16 protein-coding genes and 3 pseudogenes are annotated in these 21,056 nt (G+C 47.3%); 14 read left to right on the forward strand and 5 right to left on the reverse strand.

Annotation, left to right across the window (positions count from 1 at the left end; translation table 11 throughout):
* The first annotated feature begins 12 nt into the window (after positions 1-12).
* Positions 13-954, forward strand: a complete 942-nt coding sequence (locus tag ACH0WD_RS11260) for an Rpn family recombination-promoting nuclease/putative transposase (protein WP_000749540.1) — start codon at positions 13-15, stop codon at positions 952-954.
* A gap of 42 nt (positions 955-996) precedes the next feature.
* Here the strand turns inward: ACH0WD_RS11260 and ACH0WD_RS11265 are convergent, their stop codons facing one another.
* Positions 997-1,899, reverse strand: a complete 903-nt coding sequence (locus ACH0WD_RS11265) for an EamA family transporter (protein ID WP_000535970.1) — start codon at positions 1,897-1,899, stop codon at positions 997-999.
* 505 nt (positions 1,900-2,404) lie between these two features.
* On the opposite strand from ACH0WD_RS11265, the gene ACH0WD_RS11270 reads away from it, so the two are divergent.
* The 5 genes from ACH0WD_RS11270 to cigR all read left to right on the forward strand — a co-directional run bounded on the left by ACH0WD_RS11270 (position 2,405) and on the right by cigR (position 6,861).
* Positions 2,405-3,100 carry an MgtC family protein gene (locus ACH0WD_RS11270; protein WP_000392698.1) on the forward strand — a complete coding sequence of 232 codons (696 nt, stop codon included), beginning with the start codon at positions 2,405-2,407 and terminating at the stop codon, positions 3,098-3,100.
* Between the two features lie 219 nt (positions 3,101-3,319).
* Positions 3,320-6,046 (forward strand): magnesium-translocating P-type ATPase, encoded by a 2,727-nt coding sequence (gene mgtA / locus ACH0WD_RS11275; RefSeq protein WP_000131302.1) that lies wholly within the window; start codon positions 3,320-3,322, stop codon positions 6,044-6,046.
* A gap of 21 nt (positions 6,047-6,067) precedes the next feature.
* Positions 6,068-6,160 (forward strand): protein MgtR, encoded by a 93-nt coding sequence (gene mgtR, locus ACH0WD_RS11280; RefSeq protein WP_001082118.1) that lies wholly within the window; start codon positions 6,068-6,070, stop codon positions 6,158-6,160.
* Between the two features lie 12 nt (positions 6,161-6,172).
* Positions 6,173-6,259 (forward strand): magnesium transporter protection protein MgtU, encoded by an 87-nt coding sequence (mgtU, locus tag ACH0WD_RS11285; RefSeq protein ID WP_252515021.1) that lies wholly within the window; start codon positions 6,173-6,175, stop codon positions 6,257-6,259.
* Between the two features lie 101 nt (positions 6,260-6,360).
* Positions 6,361-6,861: an anti-virulence regulatory inner membrane protein CigR gene (cigR, locus tag ACH0WD_RS11290; protein ID WP_001065321.1), complete on the forward strand. Its 501-nt coding sequence runs from the start codon at positions 6,361-6,363 to the stop codon at positions 6,859-6,861.
* 228 nt (positions 6,862-7,089) lie between these two features.
* Here cigR and ACH0WD_RS11295 read toward each other — a convergent pair whose 3' ends face one another.
* On the reverse strand, positions 7,090-7,770 hold the full coding sequence (locus tag ACH0WD_RS11295; protein ID WP_000106461.1) for an isochorismatase family protein: 681 nt from the start codon (positions 7,768-7,770) through the stop codon (positions 7,090-7,092).
* A gap of 783 nt (positions 7,771-8,553) precedes the next feature.
* Here ACH0WD_RS11295 and ACH0WD_RS11300 point away from each other — a divergent pair.
* Both ACH0WD_RS11300 and ACH0WD_RS11305 read left to right on the forward strand, forming a co-directional pair.
* Positions 8,554-9,410, forward strand: a pseudogene (locus ACH0WD_RS11300) (transcriptional regulator).
* A gap of 10 nt (positions 9,411-9,420) precedes the next feature.
* Positions 9,421-9,885, forward strand: a complete 465-nt coding sequence (locus ACH0WD_RS11305; protein WP_001521985.1) for a hypothetical protein — start codon at positions 9,421-9,423, stop codon at positions 9,883-9,885.
* A gap of 93 nt (positions 9,886-9,978) precedes the next feature.
* Here the strand turns inward: ACH0WD_RS11305 and misL are convergent, their stop codons facing one another.
* The 3 genes and pseudogenes from misL to ACH0WD_RS11320 all read right to left on the reverse strand — a co-directional run.
* Positions 9,979-12,846: an intestinal colonization autotransporter adhesin MisL gene (gene misL, locus ACH0WD_RS11310; RefSeq protein WP_001143046.1), complete on the reverse strand. Its 2,868-nt coding sequence runs from the start codon at positions 12,844-12,846 to the stop codon at positions 9,979-9,981.
* A 74-nt stretch (positions 12,847-12,920) separates the two neighbouring features.
* Entirely contained in the window at positions 12,921-13,538 is a 618-nt protein-coding gene (locus ACH0WD_RS11315) for a helix-turn-helix transcriptional regulator (protein WP_000984806.1), read from the reverse strand.
* Positions 13,539-14,294: 756 nt separating this feature from the next.
* Positions 14,295-14,405, reverse strand: a pseudogene (locus ACH0WD_RS11320) (transposase); the annotation flags it as partial.
* Between the two features lie 639 nt (positions 14,406-15,044).
* On the opposite strand from ACH0WD_RS11320, the pseudogene ACH0WD_RS11325 reads away from it, so the two are divergent.
* From ACH0WD_RS11325 to ACH0WD_RS11350, 6 genes and pseudogenes are all read left to right on the forward strand, one after another.
* A pseudogene (locus ACH0WD_RS11325) lies at positions 15,045-15,300 on the forward strand (helix-turn-helix domain-containing protein); the annotation flags it as partial.
* A gap of 388 nt (positions 15,301-15,688) precedes the next feature.
* Positions 15,689-16,315 carry a fimbrial protein gene (locus tag ACH0WD_RS11330; protein WP_000753270.1) on the forward strand — a complete coding sequence of 209 codons (627 nt, stop codon included), beginning with the start codon at positions 15,689-15,691 and terminating at the stop codon, positions 16,313-16,315.
* 143 nt (positions 16,316-16,458) lie between these two features.
* Positions 16,459-17,202 (forward strand): fimbrial chaperone, encoded by a 744-nt coding sequence (locus ACH0WD_RS11335; protein ID WP_000882257.1) that lies wholly within the window; start codon positions 16,459-16,461, stop codon positions 17,200-17,202.
* 20 nt (positions 17,203-17,222) lie between these two features.
* Positions 17,223-19,823 carry an outer membrane usher protein gene (locus ACH0WD_RS11340; RefSeq protein WP_001747525.1) on the forward strand — a complete coding sequence of 867 codons (2,601 nt, stop codon included), beginning with the start codon at positions 17,223-17,225 and terminating at the stop codon, positions 19,821-19,823.
* Between the two features lie 13 nt (positions 19,824-19,836).
* Complete coding sequence (locus ACH0WD_RS11345; RefSeq protein WP_000827922.1) at positions 19,837-20,421, forward strand: fimbrial protein; 585 nt, start codon at positions 19,837-19,839, stop codon at positions 20,419-20,421.
* A gap of 14 nt (positions 20,422-20,435) precedes the next feature.
* A complete protein-coding gene (locus ACH0WD_RS11350) occupies positions 20,436-21,044 on the forward strand; it encodes a fimbrial protein (protein WP_001080417.1) in 609 nt (202 codons plus the stop codon).
* Positions 21,045-21,056: the final 12 nt, after the last annotated feature.

Consider the following 21,056-nt stretch of genomic DNA (forward strand, 5'->3'; position numbering starts at 1 on the left):
TGACGGATCGCCATGAAAAAAAGCCCCACGTCCACGCCTCATGATGCGGTATTCAAAACGTTTTTACGCCATCCGGATACCGCGCGGGATTTTCTCAATATTCATCTTCCCCATTCGCTAAGAATACGTTGCGATCTGACGACGTTGAAACTGGCGCCGGACAGTTTTATCGAGAAAAATTTACGCGCGTTTTATTCCGATGTCCTTTGGTCACTAAAAACGTGTGAAGGCGACGGTTATATCTATGTCGTTATAGAGCATCAGAGTACGCCAGACGCGCATATGGCGTTCCGGTTAATGCGTTACGCGACTGCCGCGATGCAGCGCCATCTGGATGCTGGCCATAAAACGTTACCGCTGGTGATTCCCATGCTGTTTTACCATGGCGCGAAAAGCCCGTATCCCTTTTCGCTGTGCTGGCTGGATGAGTTTGACGATCCTGCACTGGCGCGTCAGCTTTATGCGACGGCATTTCCACTGGTAGACATTACGGTGGTGCCGGATAACGAGATTATGCAGCATCGACGTATCGCGATGCTGGAGCTGGTACAAAAGCATATACGTCAGCGCGACCTGATGGGATTGGTCGAGCGCTTAGCGGTACTTCTGATTACGGGAAACGCTAATGACAGTCAGCTAAAAGCGCTGTTTAATTATTTGCTAATACAGCATGGCAGCACGCCTCGTTTTGGCAAGTTTATCCGCGAGGTGGCGCGTCGTGTTCCCCAACACAAGGAGAGATTAATGACGATCGTAGACAGAATACGTGAATCGGGGCGCAGAAAAGGTAAGCGTGAAGGCGTGCAACAAGGCATACAGCAAGGTATACATCAAGGTAAGCAGGAGGAAGCCTTGCGTATTGCGCATACGATGCTGGAACAGGGGATCGAGCGAGAGATGGTGCTGATGATTACCGGGCTTTCTGACGAAGAGATTAAGGCAAAGCGCCATTAAACTTTTCCCTCTTCCGCCCGGTCATCGTGATTATCAACGGCGTTAAGCGGCCCGCGCGCGTCGACGGGAATCGAGGGAGATCAGAATCACTGACGAGAGAATGAGCAGCGTGCCCAGCCAGTCCGGCAAGGTAAAACTAATCCCCAACAGCAGTAGCGACAGCAGGGCGCTACTTAACGGTTCCGCGCAGCTTAAAATGCTGGCTTTGGGGCCACCAATCAGTTGCGCGCCTTTCAAATAGAGGCTGAACGTCAGCGACGTACCGATCACCACAAGGTAGAAAAAGGCCAGAATCAGACTGCCGCTCACCGCAAAGTGCGTTCCTTCTTTAGCGTAGAAGGGCAGCAGAATAAGGCCGCCAAAGGACATACTCCAGCCGACCACTGGCAGCGTGCCGTATTGGGCGATTAGCCTGGAAGGCCAGGTCGTATAAAAGGCGGCGGCAAATGCGGAGGCGATACCCCAGAACAGCGCGCCTGAAGAGATCGACAGCGATGTTGGATTGCCGTGAGTCACCAGTAAAAAGGTGCCGATAAGCGATGTAAGAATGGCGGTTAAGACCAGAATGCCTGGTCGTGTTCTTCGCGCTAATGCAAACCACGCTACAATAATGGTCGGCGATAAAAATTGCAGCACTGTCGCGGTGGCGGCATTGGATTTTTCAATCGTGAGCAGGAAGGTTAGCTGAACGGTGAGCGCGCCCACCACGGAGAAAATCAGCAGACTCAGGGCATCTTTGCGGTTTTTAAGAATTGAAAATATCTTATCGCCGTGCATAAAGGAGAATGTCACCAGTATCAGCCCGGCGAATAACAAACGTATCATCGTCAGGAACTGTGACGACATACGGCTTTGCTCCATGATGTACTGCGCGCAAACGCCTGAACTCCCCCACAATACGGCGGCAATCAGGACGTTTAGCATCCCTTTTCTGGTGGAACCCATTTTTTCCTCGTCATGTTGTTTTATTTTTTTACGTGCAGGCATCATAACAGAGCTATCGTCGGTATTAAGCAGGAATTTATTGTTTAATGATTTCAGACGAGCCTGTTATTGACATAATATTGTCATTTTTTTGCCATAGGAAATATCAAACAAACTTAAACAAATCGTCACTATCCCCGCCTTTGCACTTTACAGAACATATTGACTGACTATAATAAGCGCAAATTCATGCAGGAGTAATATGTTGGACAGTCACTTTTACGTAAATCATCTGGCAAGTTAACGCACGCTATTCCTGCGCTGCTTGCCGAACCGGTGGGCAGCAATCTCCCCTTGTGACGATTGTCATCCCAATAATGTTACAACACGCGCATTGTCGCGAGGTAATCGTCATGTTCATGTTTAAACACGCTTTATTTCCTCCGCCGTCAACACGACGCTAATTGCCTCAGGGCAGAAATTTGTCGTGTGCTAAATATAGCACGTACTTATTCTTCCAGAAAAAATGGAGGAACGTATGTTAATGTTTCCTTATATTTTGAATTTACTGGCCGCTATGCTGTTGGGCGCGCTGATTGGCGCGGAAAGACAATGGCGTCAACGTATGGCGGGATTACGCACTAATGCGCTGGTGGCGACAGGCGCCGCCGTTTTTATTCTGAGTTCCATGACGACATCGCCAGACAGCCCCGGGAGAATTGCGGCGCAGATTGTCTCTGGTATTGGCTTTCTGGGGGCGGGCGTCATCATGCGCGAAGGGATGAATGTGCGCGGACTGAACACTGCGGCAACGCTATGGTGTTCGGCGGGCATCGGCGTGTTATGCGGCTTAGGGCAGTTCAAAAATGCGCTGGCGGCGACGATCATTATTCTTTGTGCCAATATTTTATTGCGTGAAGCGGCGCAGCGTATAAATCAACTCCCGGTATCCGCCGAGGGAGAAAAACGTTATATCCTGAAAGTAACCTGTAATAAAGAAGATGAGAGCGCGGTTCGTCAGTGGTTACTGAATATCGTAAAAGAGGCCGCGATCTGTTTACAAGGGTTAGGTTCGGTCCCCGCTCAGGAACAGGGCTATAAAGAAATTCGTGCCGAGCTCGTGGATCATGCTGATTATCGTAAAACGCGAGAACTGATTATATCCAGAATAGGTGATAACGATAATATCACCGCAATTCACTGGAGCATTGATAGTCAATAATAGTTTTTATTCAATTGCAACATTACGCCAGGCGTATAAGGAGGGAATGATGGATATTCCCGAGTCGATAAAATAAAACCCACTCAAAATAGTGAGTAAGCAATAACTCTTTTTTATGCATAGATAATTCTCCCGGGGCATTCACCTTCAAATCGTGAGTTTACTATTCCCTGGGCGTGATATGCAGGAAACACTACACCTTAATTTTGGGGATTCATCATGACTGACATGAACATTGAAAACCGGAAACTCAATCGCCCGGCGTCAGAAAATGATAAGCAGCATAAAAAAGTATTTCCGATCGAAGCGGAAGCTTTTCATAGCCCGGAGGAGACACTGGCGCGGCTGAACAGCCATCGTCAGGGCCTCACGACGGAGGAGGCCAGCGAACGGTTGAAAGTGTATGGGCGCAATGAAGTGGCGCATGAGCAAGTTCCTCCGGTGCTGGTTCAGCTTCTGCAGGCATTCAATAACCCGTTTATTTACGTTCTGATGGCACTGGCAGGGGTCAGTTTCATCACGGATTACTGGCTCCCGTTACGCCGTGGTGAAGAGACCGATCTCACCGGCGTGCTGATTATCCTGACGATGGTCAGTTTGAGCGGGTTATTGCGTTTCTGGCAGGAGTTTCGCACTAACAGAGCAGCACAGGCGCTGAAAAAGATGGTGCGCACCACCGCCACGGTGTTGCGTCGTGGGCCGGGCAATATAGGCGCGGTGCAGGAAGAGATTCCCATTGAAGAACTGGTGCCGGGCGATGTGGTTTTTCTGGCCGCAGGCGATCTGGTGCCCGCCGACGTCCGACTGCTGGCGTCGCGCGATCTCTTTATCAGTCAGTCAATTCTTAGTGGTGAATCATTACCCGTAGAAAAATACGATGTTATGGCTGATGTGGCAGGTAAAGACAGCGAGCAATTGCCTGACAAAGATAAAAGCCTGTTAGATTTGGGCAATATCTGTCTGATGGGAACCAATGTAACCAGCGGCAGAGCGCAAGCGGTCGTGGTTGCGACGGGAAGCCGTACCTGGTTCGGCTCGCTGGCGAAATCCATTGTGGGTACGCGTACCCAGACGGCTTTCGATCGCGGAGTCAACAGCGTGAGCTGGCTGTTGATACGCTTTATGCTGATCATGGTGCCGGTTGTCCTGCTGATCAATGGTTTCAGTAAGGGAGACTGGGTAGAGGCTTCGCTGTTCGCGCTGGCGGTTGCGGTGGGGTTGACGCCGGAAATGTTGCCCATGATTGTCAGTTCCAACCTGGCAAAAGGCGCGATTGCGATGTCGCGGCGCAAAGTGATCGTCAAACGCCTGAACGCTATTCAAAACTTCGGCGCGATGGATGTGCTGTGTACAGATAAAACCGGTACCTTAACCCAGGACAATATTTTTCTGGAGCATCATCTGGATGTGAGCGGTGTAAAAAGCGGCCGGGTATTGATGCTGGCCTGGCTGAATAGTAGCAGCCAGAGCGGCGCCCGGAATGTGATGGATCGCGCCATACTGCGTTTTGGCGAGGGTCGAATCGCACCATCGACAAAAGCGCGCTTCATTAAACGCGATGAACTGCCATTCGACTTTGTACGTCGCCGGGTATCGGTCCTGGTGGAGGATGCGCAGCATGGAGACAGATGCCTGATCTGCAAAGGCGCCGTTGAAGAGATGATGATGGTAGCCACCCATCTTCGCGAAGGCGATCGTGTGGTGGCGCTGACGGAAACACGCCGCGAGCTACTGCTGGCGAAAACCGAAGATTACAATGCGCAGGGATTCCGTGTATTGCTGATAGCGACACGTAAGCTGGATGGTTCCGGGAACAATCCGACATTAAGTGTGGAGGATGAGACCGAACTTACCATCGAAGGGATGCTCACTTTTCTCGATCCGCCGAAAGAAAGCGCCGGAAAAGCGATTGCCGCGTTGCGGGATAACGGCGTGGCGGTCAAAGTCCTCACCGGCGATAATCCGGTTGTGACGGCGCGTATCTGTCTGGAAGTGGGTATTGATACGCACGATATCCTGACCGGAACCCAGGTTGAGGCGATGTCAGATGCCGAACTGGCGCCTGAGGTGGAGAAACGCGCAGTATTCGCCCGGCTGACGCCGTTACAAAAAACGCGTATTTTGCAAGCGCTACAGAAAAATGGTCATACCGTTGGTTTTCTTGGAGATGGGATCAACGACGCGCCCGCGCTTCGTGATGCGGATGTGGGAATTTCCGTCGATAGCGCCGCCGATATTGCTAAAGAGTCATCAGATATTATTCTGCTGGAAAAAGATCTCATGGTGCTTGAGGAAGGCGTTATCAAAGGGCGGGAAACCTTTGGCAATATCATTAAATATCTGAATATGACCGCCAGCTCTAATTTCGGCAATGTTTTTTCGGTACTGGTAGCCAGCGCGTTTATTCCGTTTCTGCCGATGCTGGCGATTCATCTGTTGATCCAGAATTTGATGTACGATATTTCGCAGTTGTCGTTGCCGTGGGACAAAATGGATAAAGAGTTCCTGCGTAAGCCGCGGAAATGGGACGCGAAAAATATTGGTCGTTTTATGCTATGGATTGGCCCAACGTCTTCTATTTTCGATATCACAACCTTTGCGCTGATGTGGTACGTTTTTGCGGCTAATAACGTAGAGGCGCAGGCGCTCTTTCAGTCCGGCTGGTTTATTGAGGGGCTGCTCTCGCAGACACTGGTCGTGCATATGCTAAGGACGCAGAAAATACCGTTTATCCAAAGTCGGGCGACGTTGCCGGTATTATTGACGACCGGCTTGATTATGGCGATAGGCATTTATATTCCATTCTCACCTCTGGGCGCGATGGTTGGACTGGAGCCGCTGCCACTGAGCTACTTCCCGTGGTTGGTGGCGACATTATTGAGCTACTGTCTGGTGGCGCAAGGCATGAAGCGCTTTTATATCAAACGCTTTGGCCAGTGGTTTTAATGATGTTTGAGGATCGCCCAGATGAATCGCTCACCCGATAAAATCATCGCGCTGATATTTTTACTGATTAGCCTGTTGGTGTTGTGTTTAGCCCTCTGGCAAATCGTTTTATAACGAGGTGACGCCATGCAAAAAAGAGGGTTGGACAAAATTTTTTATCAGGTTGTCCTGATAGCAATCATCCTGATTTTACTGACTATCTGGATACGATAAGCTGCTGTTGGCGAGCCCCGCTTAAAATAAGAATCGATGTAGTTGTTCTTTTTATGGCGGGGCGCTATTTTCATGGTATCCCACATCAGAAGGGCAATATCATGAATAATCGTCGTGGTTTAACCGCCGTCCTGGCGACGTTGATTACGTTTTCCCTGAGCGCTACGCCTGTGCTGGCGAATCCGGGAAATGGCAATGGCGGCGGACATGGTAATAACGCGGCTAATCAGGGTAATAACGCGGCTAATCAGGGTAATAACGGTAACGGACATAAAGGAAATGCCGGGCAAAAAACGGAACACCGTAAAAATGGCGGTAAACCGGATCACGTCGAGTCGGACATTAGCTATGCTGTCGCCAGGCAACTGGCAGTGAATTTAGGGCTGACGGGTTATCAGTCTTTACCTCCGGGGATTGCGAAAAATCTGGCGAGAGGAAAACCGCTACCGCCGGGAATCGCTAAAAAAACGGTGCCAGCGTCTATGCTGGGACAATTACCTTATTATCCGGGCTATGAGTGGAAAATCGTTGGGGATAATCTGGTGCTGATCGCGCTCAGTACCGCGGTGGTCACGGCGATTATTAATGGCGTATTTGATTAAGAGCCTATCCCACCAGGCGTTATTGGCGCAGCCAGTTTGGACACGGACAGCGCGCAAAAACCGGAGAGTACACGTAGTACGTGAGGTTTGACTCGCTACGCTCGCCCTTCGGGCCGCCGCAAGCGGCGTTCAAAACGCTAACGCGTTTTGGCGAGCACTGCCCAGGTCCAAAATGGCAAGTAAAATAGCCCCATTAAATGGGGCTATTTAGCCGCTTCAGGGCGTTATTTATGCGCGTTGAGAATCCAGCAGTTCATTATTTTTTACTACTTCCTGCGCTTTGGTATAACTTTCAATCAGTAGCTGATAGGCCGGGAATATTTTGGTATATACATCCGCCCATTCTGCGGCATCTTCCCTATTCCAGGTACGTTGCAGCTCAGAGGCTACCGCCGCGGTATCCATTGGTACTACGCCCGCCTGCACCACGCGGGCCATCGTAATTTCCTGCGCCATTTTACTGTACGTGCCGGAGGCATCAATTACCGCAAATACCTTGTACCCTTCCGCGACGGCGCTGATGGCTGGAAAAGCCATGCAGACACTGGTAATAGTACCGGCGATGATCAGCGTTTTACGGCCTGTCGCTTTTACCGCTTGTACAAAATCGGCATTATCCCAGGCATTAATTTCCCCTTTACGCGCGACATATTGCGCGTGGGGCGCATTCGCATGGATTTCCGGAATCAGCGGACCATTCGGTCCCTGTGGTACGGATGCGGTAGTAATGACCGGCATATTGCATAAGGTAGCGATCTTAGCCAGCGCCGCGGCGCGCGCGCGTAATTCCGGCATCGGCATGTCGCCGACGGTCTGAAACAGGCCACTTTGGTGATCAATCAGCAGCATTACTGCGTCGTTAGCATCAATGGCAGGGCGTTGACCGTTAAAATTCGCGGGTGTAGACATAATTCATTCCTTGTTGTTGCCTTTCACTGATAGTCACTATCAGTGTTAAAGTCATTAATCGCCGGGGCGATTTCCGTTTTTAAGCTGATGACAGTAATCCGTTGCCGATTCTGGATTACCCTGTTGAGTTCTTTCTGAAGGAATATTCATCGGCATCACCTTCAGTCGATTTACTTTCACGCGAATTTGTTATCACAACAATATTCATATTATGAATAAATGTTTCTATTTTACATGTCAGAGAGGATTATTGATTGAAAAAGCAAACTATGTCCCTGCAAATTGTTTCTGATAGATAGTTTTAAAATTATTTGGTATAAATTTGAAATATGTGGGTTAAGGATTAACTTATTTATATTTAAATAACATAAAGCACAGCTTAAATATTAAGTGGGACGCGTGCTTTTATTAAGTATGGCTACTGTAACTCTTAATAAATTGGAAACCATCCCTATATAACGAGTGCTGCTTTTTGGGATATTACAAGCCATTATAGGAACACATTGAATAAAACCTTGTCTTTCATGTGGGGTAGATTATCAGGATATTTTTTCTCATGATTTATCTATGAGATATTAAAGCGTAGTGGCACAGTAAATTTGGCCACTTGATTAAAGGTGATATTCTCACCTCAATACAAAACAGGAGACTTAATGAACAAGAAAACCAAACGTACTTTCACTCCTGAGTCTGCTATAATGAGAAAAGCGGTGTCTACGCTTACCTGTTAATGTCTTATGCCTCTCGCTCTTCTATATGATCGGTATGTGCAGGGGACAATCCATGTCCTGCTACGCAGCCACAGCATCAGACTATACTCAGTGGTGTCTATTAACCCTCTCCAACTACGTTATGTTTTGGCATGGTAACAATGCGATGTTATGGATAATTAACGATAATATTGAATTTAATCCAGAAATGAATCGCCTGGCGTCATTATCGAGGCCAGATCTCAACATTATTCTGACAACGCCCGCCAGCCGCTGCTTGCGCCTTCTGCTGGAAAACGCCCCCTCCGTCGTCTCACAACAAACATTCTTTCAAAAAGTGTGGGAAGAAGACGGCATGGTGGTGTCGGCAAATACGCTTTATCAGAATATCTCCATTATTCGCCGCGGATTACGTACCGTTGGCGAAAATGAAGATACGCTGATAATCACGGTTCCGCGTAGAGGCTTTCAGATTGAGCCTGGCGTGAGCCTCATGACCATCCGCAAAGACTTCGCTCAGACAATAGAAAAAAAGGGTGAGACGCCGCCGCGTACGTCAGGGCGTTGGTTTAAACATTATGTACCTGTACTTTGGATGACCGGGACATTTGCTGTCGGTATTTGCTTGGCACTATCAGCTGGCAAACCGTTCCCGATAAGGATTTTTACGATCGCTACACGCTGGTTGAAACAACTCAGGGCTGTCATTTTTTCTCGCGAAATGAAGATATCGAAAGCGGCAGCCGCTTTGCAAGCTATAAGTCAATGATTCTAAAAACCGGTATGGATTGTCAGAAATACCCATGGGTCTATTTCCCTTCCAGCAGTCGCACCCCAGCGGTTACGGCATTGATTTGTCAGCAACCTTATAAAACGCGCGGTGATACAGGCTGCGTGACGCTTTTTTTCCGCGGGGTGACACATGGGTAAAAAGGCACTGATGTTAGCCTGCCTGACGCTACTGTTTCTGGGTGTAGGGCTTGGGCATCTTTTTCATTTATATACGGAAAAGAACCGGGATCCAGAGAAATGTACGGCGCCTGTGATTGTGTTTTATAACAACACTCAGGCTAACCTGACGCTGGACTTTATGTATTCGCTGAAAAAACGCACTGGGGTGGTTTCCATCAGCGGAACGTATTACGTCGATAATAAAATGAGCGGCGTGATCCGCCGTGATGTTTCCTATGTATGGAGTGAAAATAAAGACAGCACCCATTTTATATCGACGGATATCAACAAAGTCACGCGTGACGAAACACTGTCCGATGCGGTTATCGAGACGGTTTTACCCGATTTTTATGTCTATCCAGGGAAAAGTATCAGTTACACCATCCTGACTCAGGGCCATCGTGGCTTTATGTTCACCATCGGGAAACGCCCGATATTTTTCTGTACACATTAAGCTTTTTTGGAGCCGTTCATGAAACCTATCAGCCAAATGAAAGCGTTTCCGGGTAAAAGCCGCTGAAGATCAGCGGCTCTGTTGTTACCTGAATCAAAAACTGTATTTAACCCCCAGTAGGCCTTGGGTATTACTATAGCCCTGGTCACCTATCTGCTGCGCCACGTTACCCCATACGTTCAGGCGCGGGGTAATTTGCCCTTCAATACCCACTTTCAGTTCACCAATATTTTTTGTACCACGCATATCGCTGCTGACATCGTCCATCTTCACGCTGGCAGGCTGCGTATTATGGATCCAGTTCGCCTCCACGAACGGCTGGAACTCTCGAGATTTATTGTCATCAATAGCATTGTGGCCGTTAATATAGGCTTTTACGCCCATGCGGGTTAGCAGATTACCGGCGGTATCATCCTTGACGAGGGTACCATTGGCTTCGCGATTGTCGTCAGCCTGCACGCCCATCCATACCACCTGCGCTTTGGGCTGCAACCAGTAGCTTTGATGCGCGCTTTCACCTAACCTGAAGCTGTAACCGGCTTCAACCGAGGCGGTAATTCCTTTGGATTTATATTTCTCAGCGGCCTGATCCTGACCCATGACCTTGTTATCAAACCAGTTGTACAGCATCCAGGTATCCACATAAGCCCCAGACCGATCGATATTGTTAGCATACCAGGTGCCGTAAAGGCCGACGCTGTAACCGGTGACTTGACCACGGGAATGATAGTCACTCACGGACGACAGCGTGCGGTTCTGGCTGTTGGCATAACCTGCCATTGCACCAATATGCCAACGGTCAAGACCGTCAGTGCTCCACTGTGCCAGATCGCCTCCCACTTGTAACACATAGCTGTTGATGCGGGTTTTTAGCTGCCCGCTGCCATCGTTGAAGCGAGTATGGGCGCCGACGTTACGCATCCACAGGCTGGTGACCTTCTTCTCACCCGTCAGCATGTCGGTGTACTGGGTTTCACCCAGACGGTCATGGAGACGCGTCATGAACAGCGTATTTGCCGCATAGTTGTTGGCAAGATAGCTGCCCACTTCCGGACGGAACTGATGTTCTGTTATCGGCGGTGTGTCAGATTGCCCTATGTCAGGAATTGTCGGATCAGGGATGACCGGGTCTACTGGCTCAGGGTCTACAGGATCAGGGTCCACCGGATCGGGAATAACAGGGTCAGGGATAACCGGGTCTACTGGATCAGGGTCCACCGGATCGGGAACGACAGGGTCAGGGATAACAGGGTCTACCGGATCAGGAATAATCGGTTCGTCCGGCTCAATGTAGCTGGTCAGATACCAGTTTTTACCTTTCTGCACCACGTTGTAGTCATAGGCTCCGGCAACAATACGGCTTGCTTTTTCGAAAGTACCGTTAGAATTACCAGCAACGTTAACAATTTCAATACCTTCAATGGTTTGCGCCCCGGCTCCTCCAATATTATTTACTGCAACAAATGTGTTGCCTGAAGTATTGCCGAGAACCTGCAGCCTGTCCGTTTCGGAATCATCATCGTTGAGCACAGTATTAAAGACCAGCTTACCGCCGTTGCCTACATAATCTTCATTGATGGTGAGCGTTTGCCATGGCTCGCCATCTTCATGGCTGAAGTTAATGGTTGCGCCACTATTCAGCGTCAGGTCAGTGAGCGTTGAGCTGCTGGTCATATTCCAGGTCGCATCGCTCATTTGTACAGAGATAACGCCTGTGCCCGCCGTAGCGCTGGTGATGTACGACGCCCCGTCCCATCGCGAGTTGTCCGTCATATTGAGCTTAATCGTACTGTTCTGCTGCGGTAGCGTACCGCTGGCAGCGGTGGCGCCAGCAGCACGAATATCACCGTCGATGACGAAACGACCTCCTGAAGAACCGTCAACAATGCCGCCAGTTTCCGTGCTGATGGCGTAACTTTCGCTACTGTTATCGCCCGCCATAGTAATAGCCGCACCGCCTGCCAGATTAATGGCGCCTCGGGAGAGGGCGTATAAACCGGCAGGGGCTTTACTATAGGATGCAGCCTTACTGGCGCTGTTAACGCTAATAGTGGCATTCTCTCCCAAATTAACGGTAGCGTTAGTTGCATATACCGCGTGTGCGCTGGCACCGTTCACCGTAATAGTAGCGTTGTTGCCAAGCTCGGTTCTGGAGGAGGATGCTGCGTAAATCCCCGTTGAGGATGCGCCGGAGGTTTCGATGGTTGCATCGTCACCCAGACGAATCAACGAACCGCTTTGTCCGGTACGCAGCCCCTCCGAACTGTCGCCGGTAGTAACAATATGTGCACGATTGCCGACGACAATCGTATTTTTGGCACGTGACGCATCCCGCATGGCGTTGGCTGTAATTCCACGTCCCTGGCTACCTGTTGTTTTGATATACAGATCGTCGCCGACGTAAATATTGGCCGATCCGGTCCAACCCTGGCCCAGTGAGTTATATCCGGCGTTAATACCGTCACCATCCTGACCATCCACGTAGATGTTGGTACGGTCACCGGTAATAATAAATACCGGGTTATCCGGAGTATTTGCGCCGTGAGTACGGATGCCATCGACGTCTCTACCATTATTCGCGGCATTCGCCGACTGCGTCCGAATGGTCAGGTCGTTGCCAAAAATCACGCCCGGACTTCCCGTCCCGCTGTTTTGAATAACCGTGACAGTGTGTTCAAACGCCTCCGCACCCGGCCCATTAAGCGTGAGGCCATTGCCATAAACCGGGATGGTGCCGGTGTTCCACTGATAAACGTAGTTGGGCATAGTACCGACTTTGGTGAAACCGGTACTGGCCTGAGCGGGAATAATAGCCTGTAATTCCGGCGGCAACTGGCTGACCAGCCCACTGGATGGCAGACTATCAACGTCAACCCAGGCCGCCTGGGAGGGAAATACCATAGAGGCTAACGCTGCTGATACCGCTATGGCGATGAATGAGTAATTTTGGGGAGTTGGCATTCTGCCTCCTGCATTATGGCGTAAAGCGTCTTCCACATCGCAATAATATGGAAATAATAAAAATGGAAACGGATCTATAAAATATTTGATATTATTTTGTGAATGCTATGCCCTAGCTTATTTTCAAGCCGCAGCTTATGCACATAAAGTTTCTTAATATCAATATTGTCAATATTTACAATCTGCTGAATACTTATTCCTGATACAAAGCGCTTCAGTAATATAAATTCCGTATAGTTAAGCGTTCGTCCACGTTTACTGTTGGCGAGCCGACCGGTAAACAAGCGGTGCATCTTTTGCTGTTGCACAATATCATCGTCATCGGAATAAATAATTCCTTGTATTTTATTGCTTTTCAAAATCCAGTAATTGGCCAGCGGAGTTAAACTTCTGTCAGAAATCAGGACAATATGCATGCCACTGTCTGCCAGACTGTCAGCCCATTGCAAATCGGTAAATCGTCGAAGATTCGGGAAAGAAAAATCAACAAAGATAAAACCGCTGGATAAATGGTTGTGTCTATCAAGCAATAACTTTTCAATAAACCCTTTTTTCAGGAAAGCATTACCATCTGGCCAGATGGAAAATGCCGCATTATGACAGTATTGCACCCGTACTGCGCTGTCAGGGAATAATTGACAGGATAAATCGCAACTAATGCAATGGACAATTTGTGAAGGCTTTCTCATCATCCTGAACGACTCCCGTCGATGTTTCTATTAATATTTCATTGGTAAATAAATGTGTCAATCCAGATAATATATCGTGCTACGGCTGTCAAAGGTCGCGAAATATTGTCAGTGTCATAAACTCCTGGAAAGCACTAAAATATAGCTTTAAAAAACCATGACAGATCCGACAGTCGTAATACATCATTTCGGATTTGTATTTCACCCATTGGGATTTTTATACATAATCTCCAATATCAGAAAAAATCTTAAAACAGCACTATTTGCTAAATCATGAGGGTGATAAATAACGGTTCTCAATACCATCTGTCTGCTGTCCTCGTCACTATCGGGGTGATGTGATGAAATATAAAAGTAATTCCTGTAAACCTGTAATGAATTCTTATTATTAAAACCTAATTTAAGATTTTTTCTTTTATTGCATTGTTATTCAATGACTTAATGGTGACATTTGTGCTCTCATCAACTTCTTATATACAAATTTAAGACTCTTTTATAGAGACGCATGTAAACTTTAAGGAGGTGTAATGCTAATGCCATGAGAAAATCTTGTAACTTAACGCTGGGAGTCATACCTTGCCAATAAGTTGCTCTGACTTAATTCTGATCGTGACAGTCTGAGCAACCGACAGACTTATCGGTCGAAGCAACTTCAGCTTCTGGCTTCTTTTTTCAATTGCTCATCTGATGAAAACTCTTTCCCGGAGCACATTAGTGAGAAACAGGATGTGGTCAAACCTAATGTCCATAGATGTTGTCAGTCACTTCACAAATATCCGCCTCCTGGCAGATATCTTTAAGCGTTCGTCCAGCTTCGACCAACTTAATTACGGCGATGTTCTGATGCTCAGTGAGACGGGCTTTACGCATAGAGATTCCTTCGTCAGCAGATCGATGACGTGATCTCTAAATGTGAATAGCACGATTATGTGGAGTAATATGAGCACATGGTATAAGAATGTATACGGATATTTTACTGCTGAAATATAATAATGGGAGGGGTTATGAATAAACAGGACGTATGGGAGAGAAAGGGTATAAAGATAAAATGCTTGCAGTATCTAATAGATAACAATGAAAAATCAGGTAATTGAGAAACTATTCAGTGTTTAGGTTGATGTGATATTAAGTCATTCAGCCGCTACAGCGCATTATCAGGATAATTTCGTCTGGATAAAACGGAGGAGGGAATCGCCACAGGTTTAACAGACACCGCTGAGTCATTTAAGATGACTTAAAGAGAGGAGCCCATGAGCGGTAAATGTTATCCCGAAGCGTTTAAAATTAAAGCGGTAGAACAGATTACTGAGCGCAGCCATTCTGTTTCCTATGTTTGCATCAAAAATTTTTTCTAAATAGCTACGCGGAATAGTAAATCCCTTTGAGGGAACCCAGTCCGGATGGTGCGATCTGATCAATCGCCAAATCAAAACAAATCACCAACCGGACTAAGCGATGCCGATCATAGCACCCATTCCCCGTGACGAACGACGCCTGATGCAGTAAGTAATCCATAAAACGCATCCGCAGGCTGACGGCCATGCTGATGTTGCATCAGGGTGACCGCGTCAGCGATGTTGCCAGAACGCTCTGCTGTGCCAGTTCCTCCGTCGGACGCTGGATTAACTGGTTCACGCAGTCGAGTGTTGCAGGACTGAAATCATTACCTGCCGGACGAACCCGTCGCTGGCCTTTTAAGCATATCTGCACGTTATTACGTGAGCTGGTAAAACATGCTCCCGGCGATTTTTGCCATCAGCGCTCAATGAATGAGCGGACACAACAATAGCGTTCTTGGTAATACACCATAATGCAGTCATTGACATTTATTTCTTTTTAATATTATTTTATGAAATAAATAAATCTATTTAGTTTTTTTAATTTCACTTTTAAGAAAATATAAAAAAATTATTCTTGTAATCAGCTACATGATTTGAATGAACTAATTTTATACCTAAAAGTATAATATTTAATCATACATATATTTATTTTCAATATATTTTATACGGATATCCTTATTTATAGTTAACGTGAATTGTTTCTAAATGATAATACATGTGTTTTATTTTACATATTATATTTCCCTCGCTCATACTGCGCCCTCATTTAATCATAGATGACAATTTTTATTCACATTAAGGATGTATGTAATAATGAAAAAAACATTATCGTTAGCAGTTATGGTTATGGCGATGGGCGCGGGTTCTGCAATGGCTGCCGATCCAGTAGCAGCTGGCCAGATCACGTTCAATGGCCAGGTCGATCCAGCGACCTGTATCGCTAAAGTTGTTGACGGCGGTAAAACCAGTATCGGTTCTGACGGTACTGTTACACTGAAAACCGTCACTCTGGCAGATATGAAAGCTGCCGCAACCGTTGCACAAAACACCACTGGTTTGAATCCTAAAGATTTCTCTATCACCGTGGACTGCACTGGCGCTGATGCTGATCTGAAAAACGTAGCTCTGTATATGAGTTCTGCAGACTTCGCCAACAGCGACGGTACTCTGGCTAACAATACCAATATTACCCTGGGCTCAGGCATTAAAATGGCCAATGGCGTAAGTATCGCAGTACACGAAGTTGAAGCTGCCGGCGGTCTGACTCTGGTGAATATGGTTAACCACTCTGACAAACACGAACTGGCACTGGATGATACTACCCGCGCCGGTACCTATAATCTGCGCGCTTCCTACGTTATGGCTCCTGGTGTCACCAGCGATGCAGTGACCTCCGGCGCGGTCACCACTAACTCTATTTACTCTATCGTTTATAATTAATCTACACCTACCCGTGAAGATTATTTAGCGAATTGTCATGCGAGCATGCGTGCCGATATTTTTCGGTACGCTTATTATCAATAAAATATCCTGCCCATACCGCGATGGATTAATGGCGATATTTAAGCACGCAAGGAATGCTTATGTTATGTCATCTGAGAACTGCATTTACGGTCATCACGCTTACCGGCACGTTACTAAGTAATGTCGCCTGGGCTGATATTGTTATTTCAGGTACGCGTATCGTTTATCGTGGCGCACAAAAAGATGTTAACGTGCGCCTGGAGAATAAAGGCTCGCGGCCATTGCTGGTACAAACTTGGTTGGATACCGGTAATGATAATACGGAACCTGGTGCAATTAAGGTACCATTTAACGCCACTCCGCCGGTTTCTCGTATCGATCCCAAAAAAGGCCAGACGATAAAAATTATGTATACCGGTAGTCAAACTCTTCCCAGTGACCGGGAAAGTGTATTCTGGTTCAACGTACTGGAAGTGCCGCCAAAAGCTAATAAAAATGAGAATTCAGCTGCGCAGAACACGCTGCAGTTAGCGTTTCGCACGCGCATTAAACTGTTTTACCGCCCTCAAGGATTGGGCGATCTGGCGGGTGAGGCTCCGGCAAAGTTAACCTGGAGAATGAAGCATGAACAGGGCAAGTCCGTTGTGACCGTTAATAATCCAACGCCCTATTTTGTCTCGTTTAATAGTATTGAACTGGAGTCGACTGGTAAAAAATATATCGTCGACGGTCAAATGGCTGCTCCGCTAACTGAGACCAGTTTTACTCTCAAAACCGCGACTACGATCAGCAGTGGCAAAATTAACTACAGTTTTATCAATGATTTTGGCGGAATTATCAACGCTACAGCCTCTCTACAATAAAAATAAGAAGGATTATAACGTTGTACACCTTTATCAATTGCCCTCATCCCTTATCGCGCACTACCATTGCTATCTGCCTGGCATTGTGTGCTGTTAATAGGGGCTATGCTGCGGAAAGCATTGAGTTTGATGAAACTTTTCTAATGGGTGATGGTAAGTCGTCTATTGATATTAGCCGCTATGCCGACGGTAACCCTACACCGCCGGGGGTATACAATGTCAGCGTTTTTGTTAATGATAAAATCACAACTAATCTGGAAATTCCGTTTATTGATGTCGGAAAAAATGATGCTGAAGCCTGTATCAGCAAAAAAAATCTTGCGCAGTTGCATATTAATCAGCCTGAGAAGATAAAAAATAGCGATATTTTGCTAAAGAAAGAGGATGAAAATAGCGATTGCCTGAATCTGACAACGCTAATAGACAATTCGAATATTAGCTACGATAGCAGCGATCAACGTTTATACATTACTGTACCGCAAGCCTGGCAGAATCGTAGCTATCAAGGTTATGTCGACCCTTCATTGTGGGACAATGGGATTAATGCCGCCACTTTATCTTATTCACTCAATGCCTATCACAGTGAATATGACAATGGAAATAATGACACCTTTTATGGTGCATTTAACAGCGGTGTTAACCTTGCGGGTTGGCGCTTTCGTGCCACCGGTAACTATAACTGGGCCAAAAATGGTGGTAGTAACCTCGATTTTCAGAACCGCTACGTTCAGCGTGATATTACCGCATTGCGATCTCAGCTCATTATGGGTGAGGCCTATACGACGGGCGAAACCTTTGACTCGGTTAATATTCGCGGTGCTCGCCTCTATAGTGACAGCCGAATGTTGCCATCCTCGCAGGCTAGCTATGCGCCTATTATTCGAGGAGTTGCTAACAGCAACGCCAGGGTCACTATTACCCAGGGGGGGTACAAAATCTATGAAACTACCGTACCGCCAGGAGCCTTTATCATTGACGATCTTAGCCCATCCGGTTTCGGTAGCGATTTGATCGTTACTATTGAAGAGGCTGACGGCTCCAGGCGAACCTTTAGCCAGCCGTTTTCTTCAGTGATGCAGATGCAGCGACCTGGCGTCGCCCGCTGGGATTTTAGTATTGGGCAGATGAAAGACGACAGCCTGCGTCATGAACCTAATTTGATTCAGGGATCGTTTTACTACGGTATCAACAACTATGTGACTGGTTATGCAGGCCTGCAAGTCACCGATAATGATTACTCAGCTGGGTTATTAGGTGTGGGGATTAACACACCATTTGGCGCCATTGCAGTGGATGTCACCCAATCGCAGGCGGAAATCACCGATGATGAGTCTTATGCCGGACAGAGTTACCGCCTGACGTGGAACAAACTGCTGGAGCCGACAGAGACCTCGATCAACGTTGCTGCTTATCGCTATTCTACCCGAAAATATCTTGGGCTGAGCGATGCACAACGCCTGATTGATGATGCGGCACATGGCGTGGTGAGTACGAAAATGAATACTTACGAGCGACTCAAAAATCAGTTTACCGTCAGTATCAGCCAGCCGTTGCAATTTGAGAAAGAGGATTACGGTTCATTCTATCTTTCCGGATCCTGGAGTGATTATTGGGCGGGTGAGCATAGTCGCAGTGAGTACAACGTCGGCTATAGCAAAGGGTTCAGTTGGGGGAGTGCGGGTATTACCGTTCAGCGTACATGGAACGAATATGGTGATAAAGACGATGCGATGTATATTAACTTTAGCATTCCATTGAGTAATCTTTTTGGTGGTACTTACCGCCGTTCAGGTTTTACCAGCCTTAACGCCAATATTAATACTGATTTTAACGGCACCCATATGGTGAATATGAACTCAAGCGGTAATAGCGAAGATAATTTGCTGAATTACAGTGTTAACACCGGTTATACGATGAATAAGACCGGTAGCGATCTTGCCTCAGTAGGCGGTTATGCCAGCTATGATTCACAATGGGGCAGTTGGTCTGCATCCAGCTCATTTGATACTGATAAGAGTCGACAATATTCACTGAGTACAGATGGTGGTTTTGTGCTGCATAGCGGTGGTCTGACCTTCAGTAATGACAGTTTTAGCTCCAGCGACACCATAGTGCTGGTGAAAGCGCCAGGGGCCAAAGGTGCACGTATTAACAGTAGCGGCAGTAGCGTAGACCGTTGGGGCTACGGTGTAACCTCTTCGCTGTCACCATACCGTGAAAATACCATTTCACTGGATATTGAGGACATGGATGGTGACGTGGAACTGAAAAGTACCAGTACCATTGCCGTACCGCGCGATGGCGCGATTCTCTTCGCCAACTTCGAAACCGACCAGGGGCGTTCAGCCATCATAAATATGAGCCGCAGCGATAATAAGACATTGCCGTTTGCTGCTGAGGTTTATGAAGGTGATGCGCCAATTGGCAATATGGGCCAGGATGGTCAGGCATTTGTGCGTGGTATTAACGATGCTGGTGAACTCATCGTTCGTTGGTATGAAGAGGGTCGGCCGCAGTCCTGTCGCGCAGCCTATCAATTCCCGGCTCAGCCAGCCACTCTACCGGGGAGTCAGACATTGGTGTTGAGTAATGTCATCTGCCGTATCTCCAACCGTAACTAAGATGGAATAGATCATGAAACGGAATAAATCTGTACTTACCGCACCATTATTGGGGCTGATATTACCACTAGCCAGCCAGGGGGCAGCGGCCCCTACCGAAATTAATGTTGATTTTACCGCAACGGTGATTGAGACCACCTGTAATTTTATTATTGATACTGCCGTCAGCCCGGCTGTTAAGGAAAATACGCGTAATAGTCAGTATACATTGACTATACCTAATGTTTCTTTGGATAAAATCATTAGCGAAGACCCTGCGGCGCAGTCTAATTTTACATTGAAAACTGATAGTTGCAGCCCCGGGATTTCTGCCATTAGCACAAAAATCACCAGTTCCGCAGGACGCACTGGCAACCTGATTAACAACAGTCTGTCAAACAGTACTGCGGCAACTAATATCGGCATGGGTTTTAAACGCCAGAGCGATAGCGGTAATAACTTTATTACTCCGGATAACGCCACGACTATCACATGGAGTTCTGATGAAAGGTCGGCAGGTTTACCCTTGACCGTTGCCCTGCGCATCGTTAACAGCAGTGGTACAACGTCTACCGGTGAGTTTGAGTCTACCGCCACCTTCAACTTCACCTATAACTAACAAGGATGATGATAATGAACAGGAAATTACTCGCCGGGATGGTTTTTGGTAGTTTATTAAGCACAGGAGTTGCTTCTCCAGCCTGGGCCGGAACCTCAACCCTTGATCTCAAAGTAAAAAGTACTATCGAAGTAGGTACCTGTACTGCGGCTATCTACGACGGTACCACTCAAACCAACACTATCGCACTGGGTAACGTGCCAGTTTCACAGGTAGTGAACTATCAAAGTAATGCAGGCAAAGCTTTTAAAATACGTTTTTCTGATTGTTCTGGTTTGCCAAACGGCAAGGCTAATCTGAAAATTGTTAAGCGGGCCAATGGCTGTGCAGGGGGCAACTCAAACCAGGCTGGTTTTGCCAATAGTACAGCCGCTGCAAGTGGTGGCGCTACGGCTACGGCCCTGGAGCTATGGACGGGTAGCTCGGCAGGTCAGGGAACGCAGTTCCACTGCTACACGCCGGACACCACCACACAGGAGATTAATGTCTCAGCAGCAACAGGTTCTACTACGGTTGATTATGATATGAGCGCCAGGTTAGCCATGCCGTCGGGTAAATCCCTGGCTGATATTCAGGCGGGGTCATTTCTTGGTGAAACCACCTTTATTATCTCTTATAACTAAGGCTCTGGAATA

It is taken from the genome of Salmonella sp. 2020_1395, from assembly GCF_043848115.1.
Taxonomy (GTDB): domain Bacteria; phylum Pseudomonadota; class Gammaproteobacteria; order Enterobacterales; family Enterobacteriaceae; genus Salmonella; species Salmonella enterica.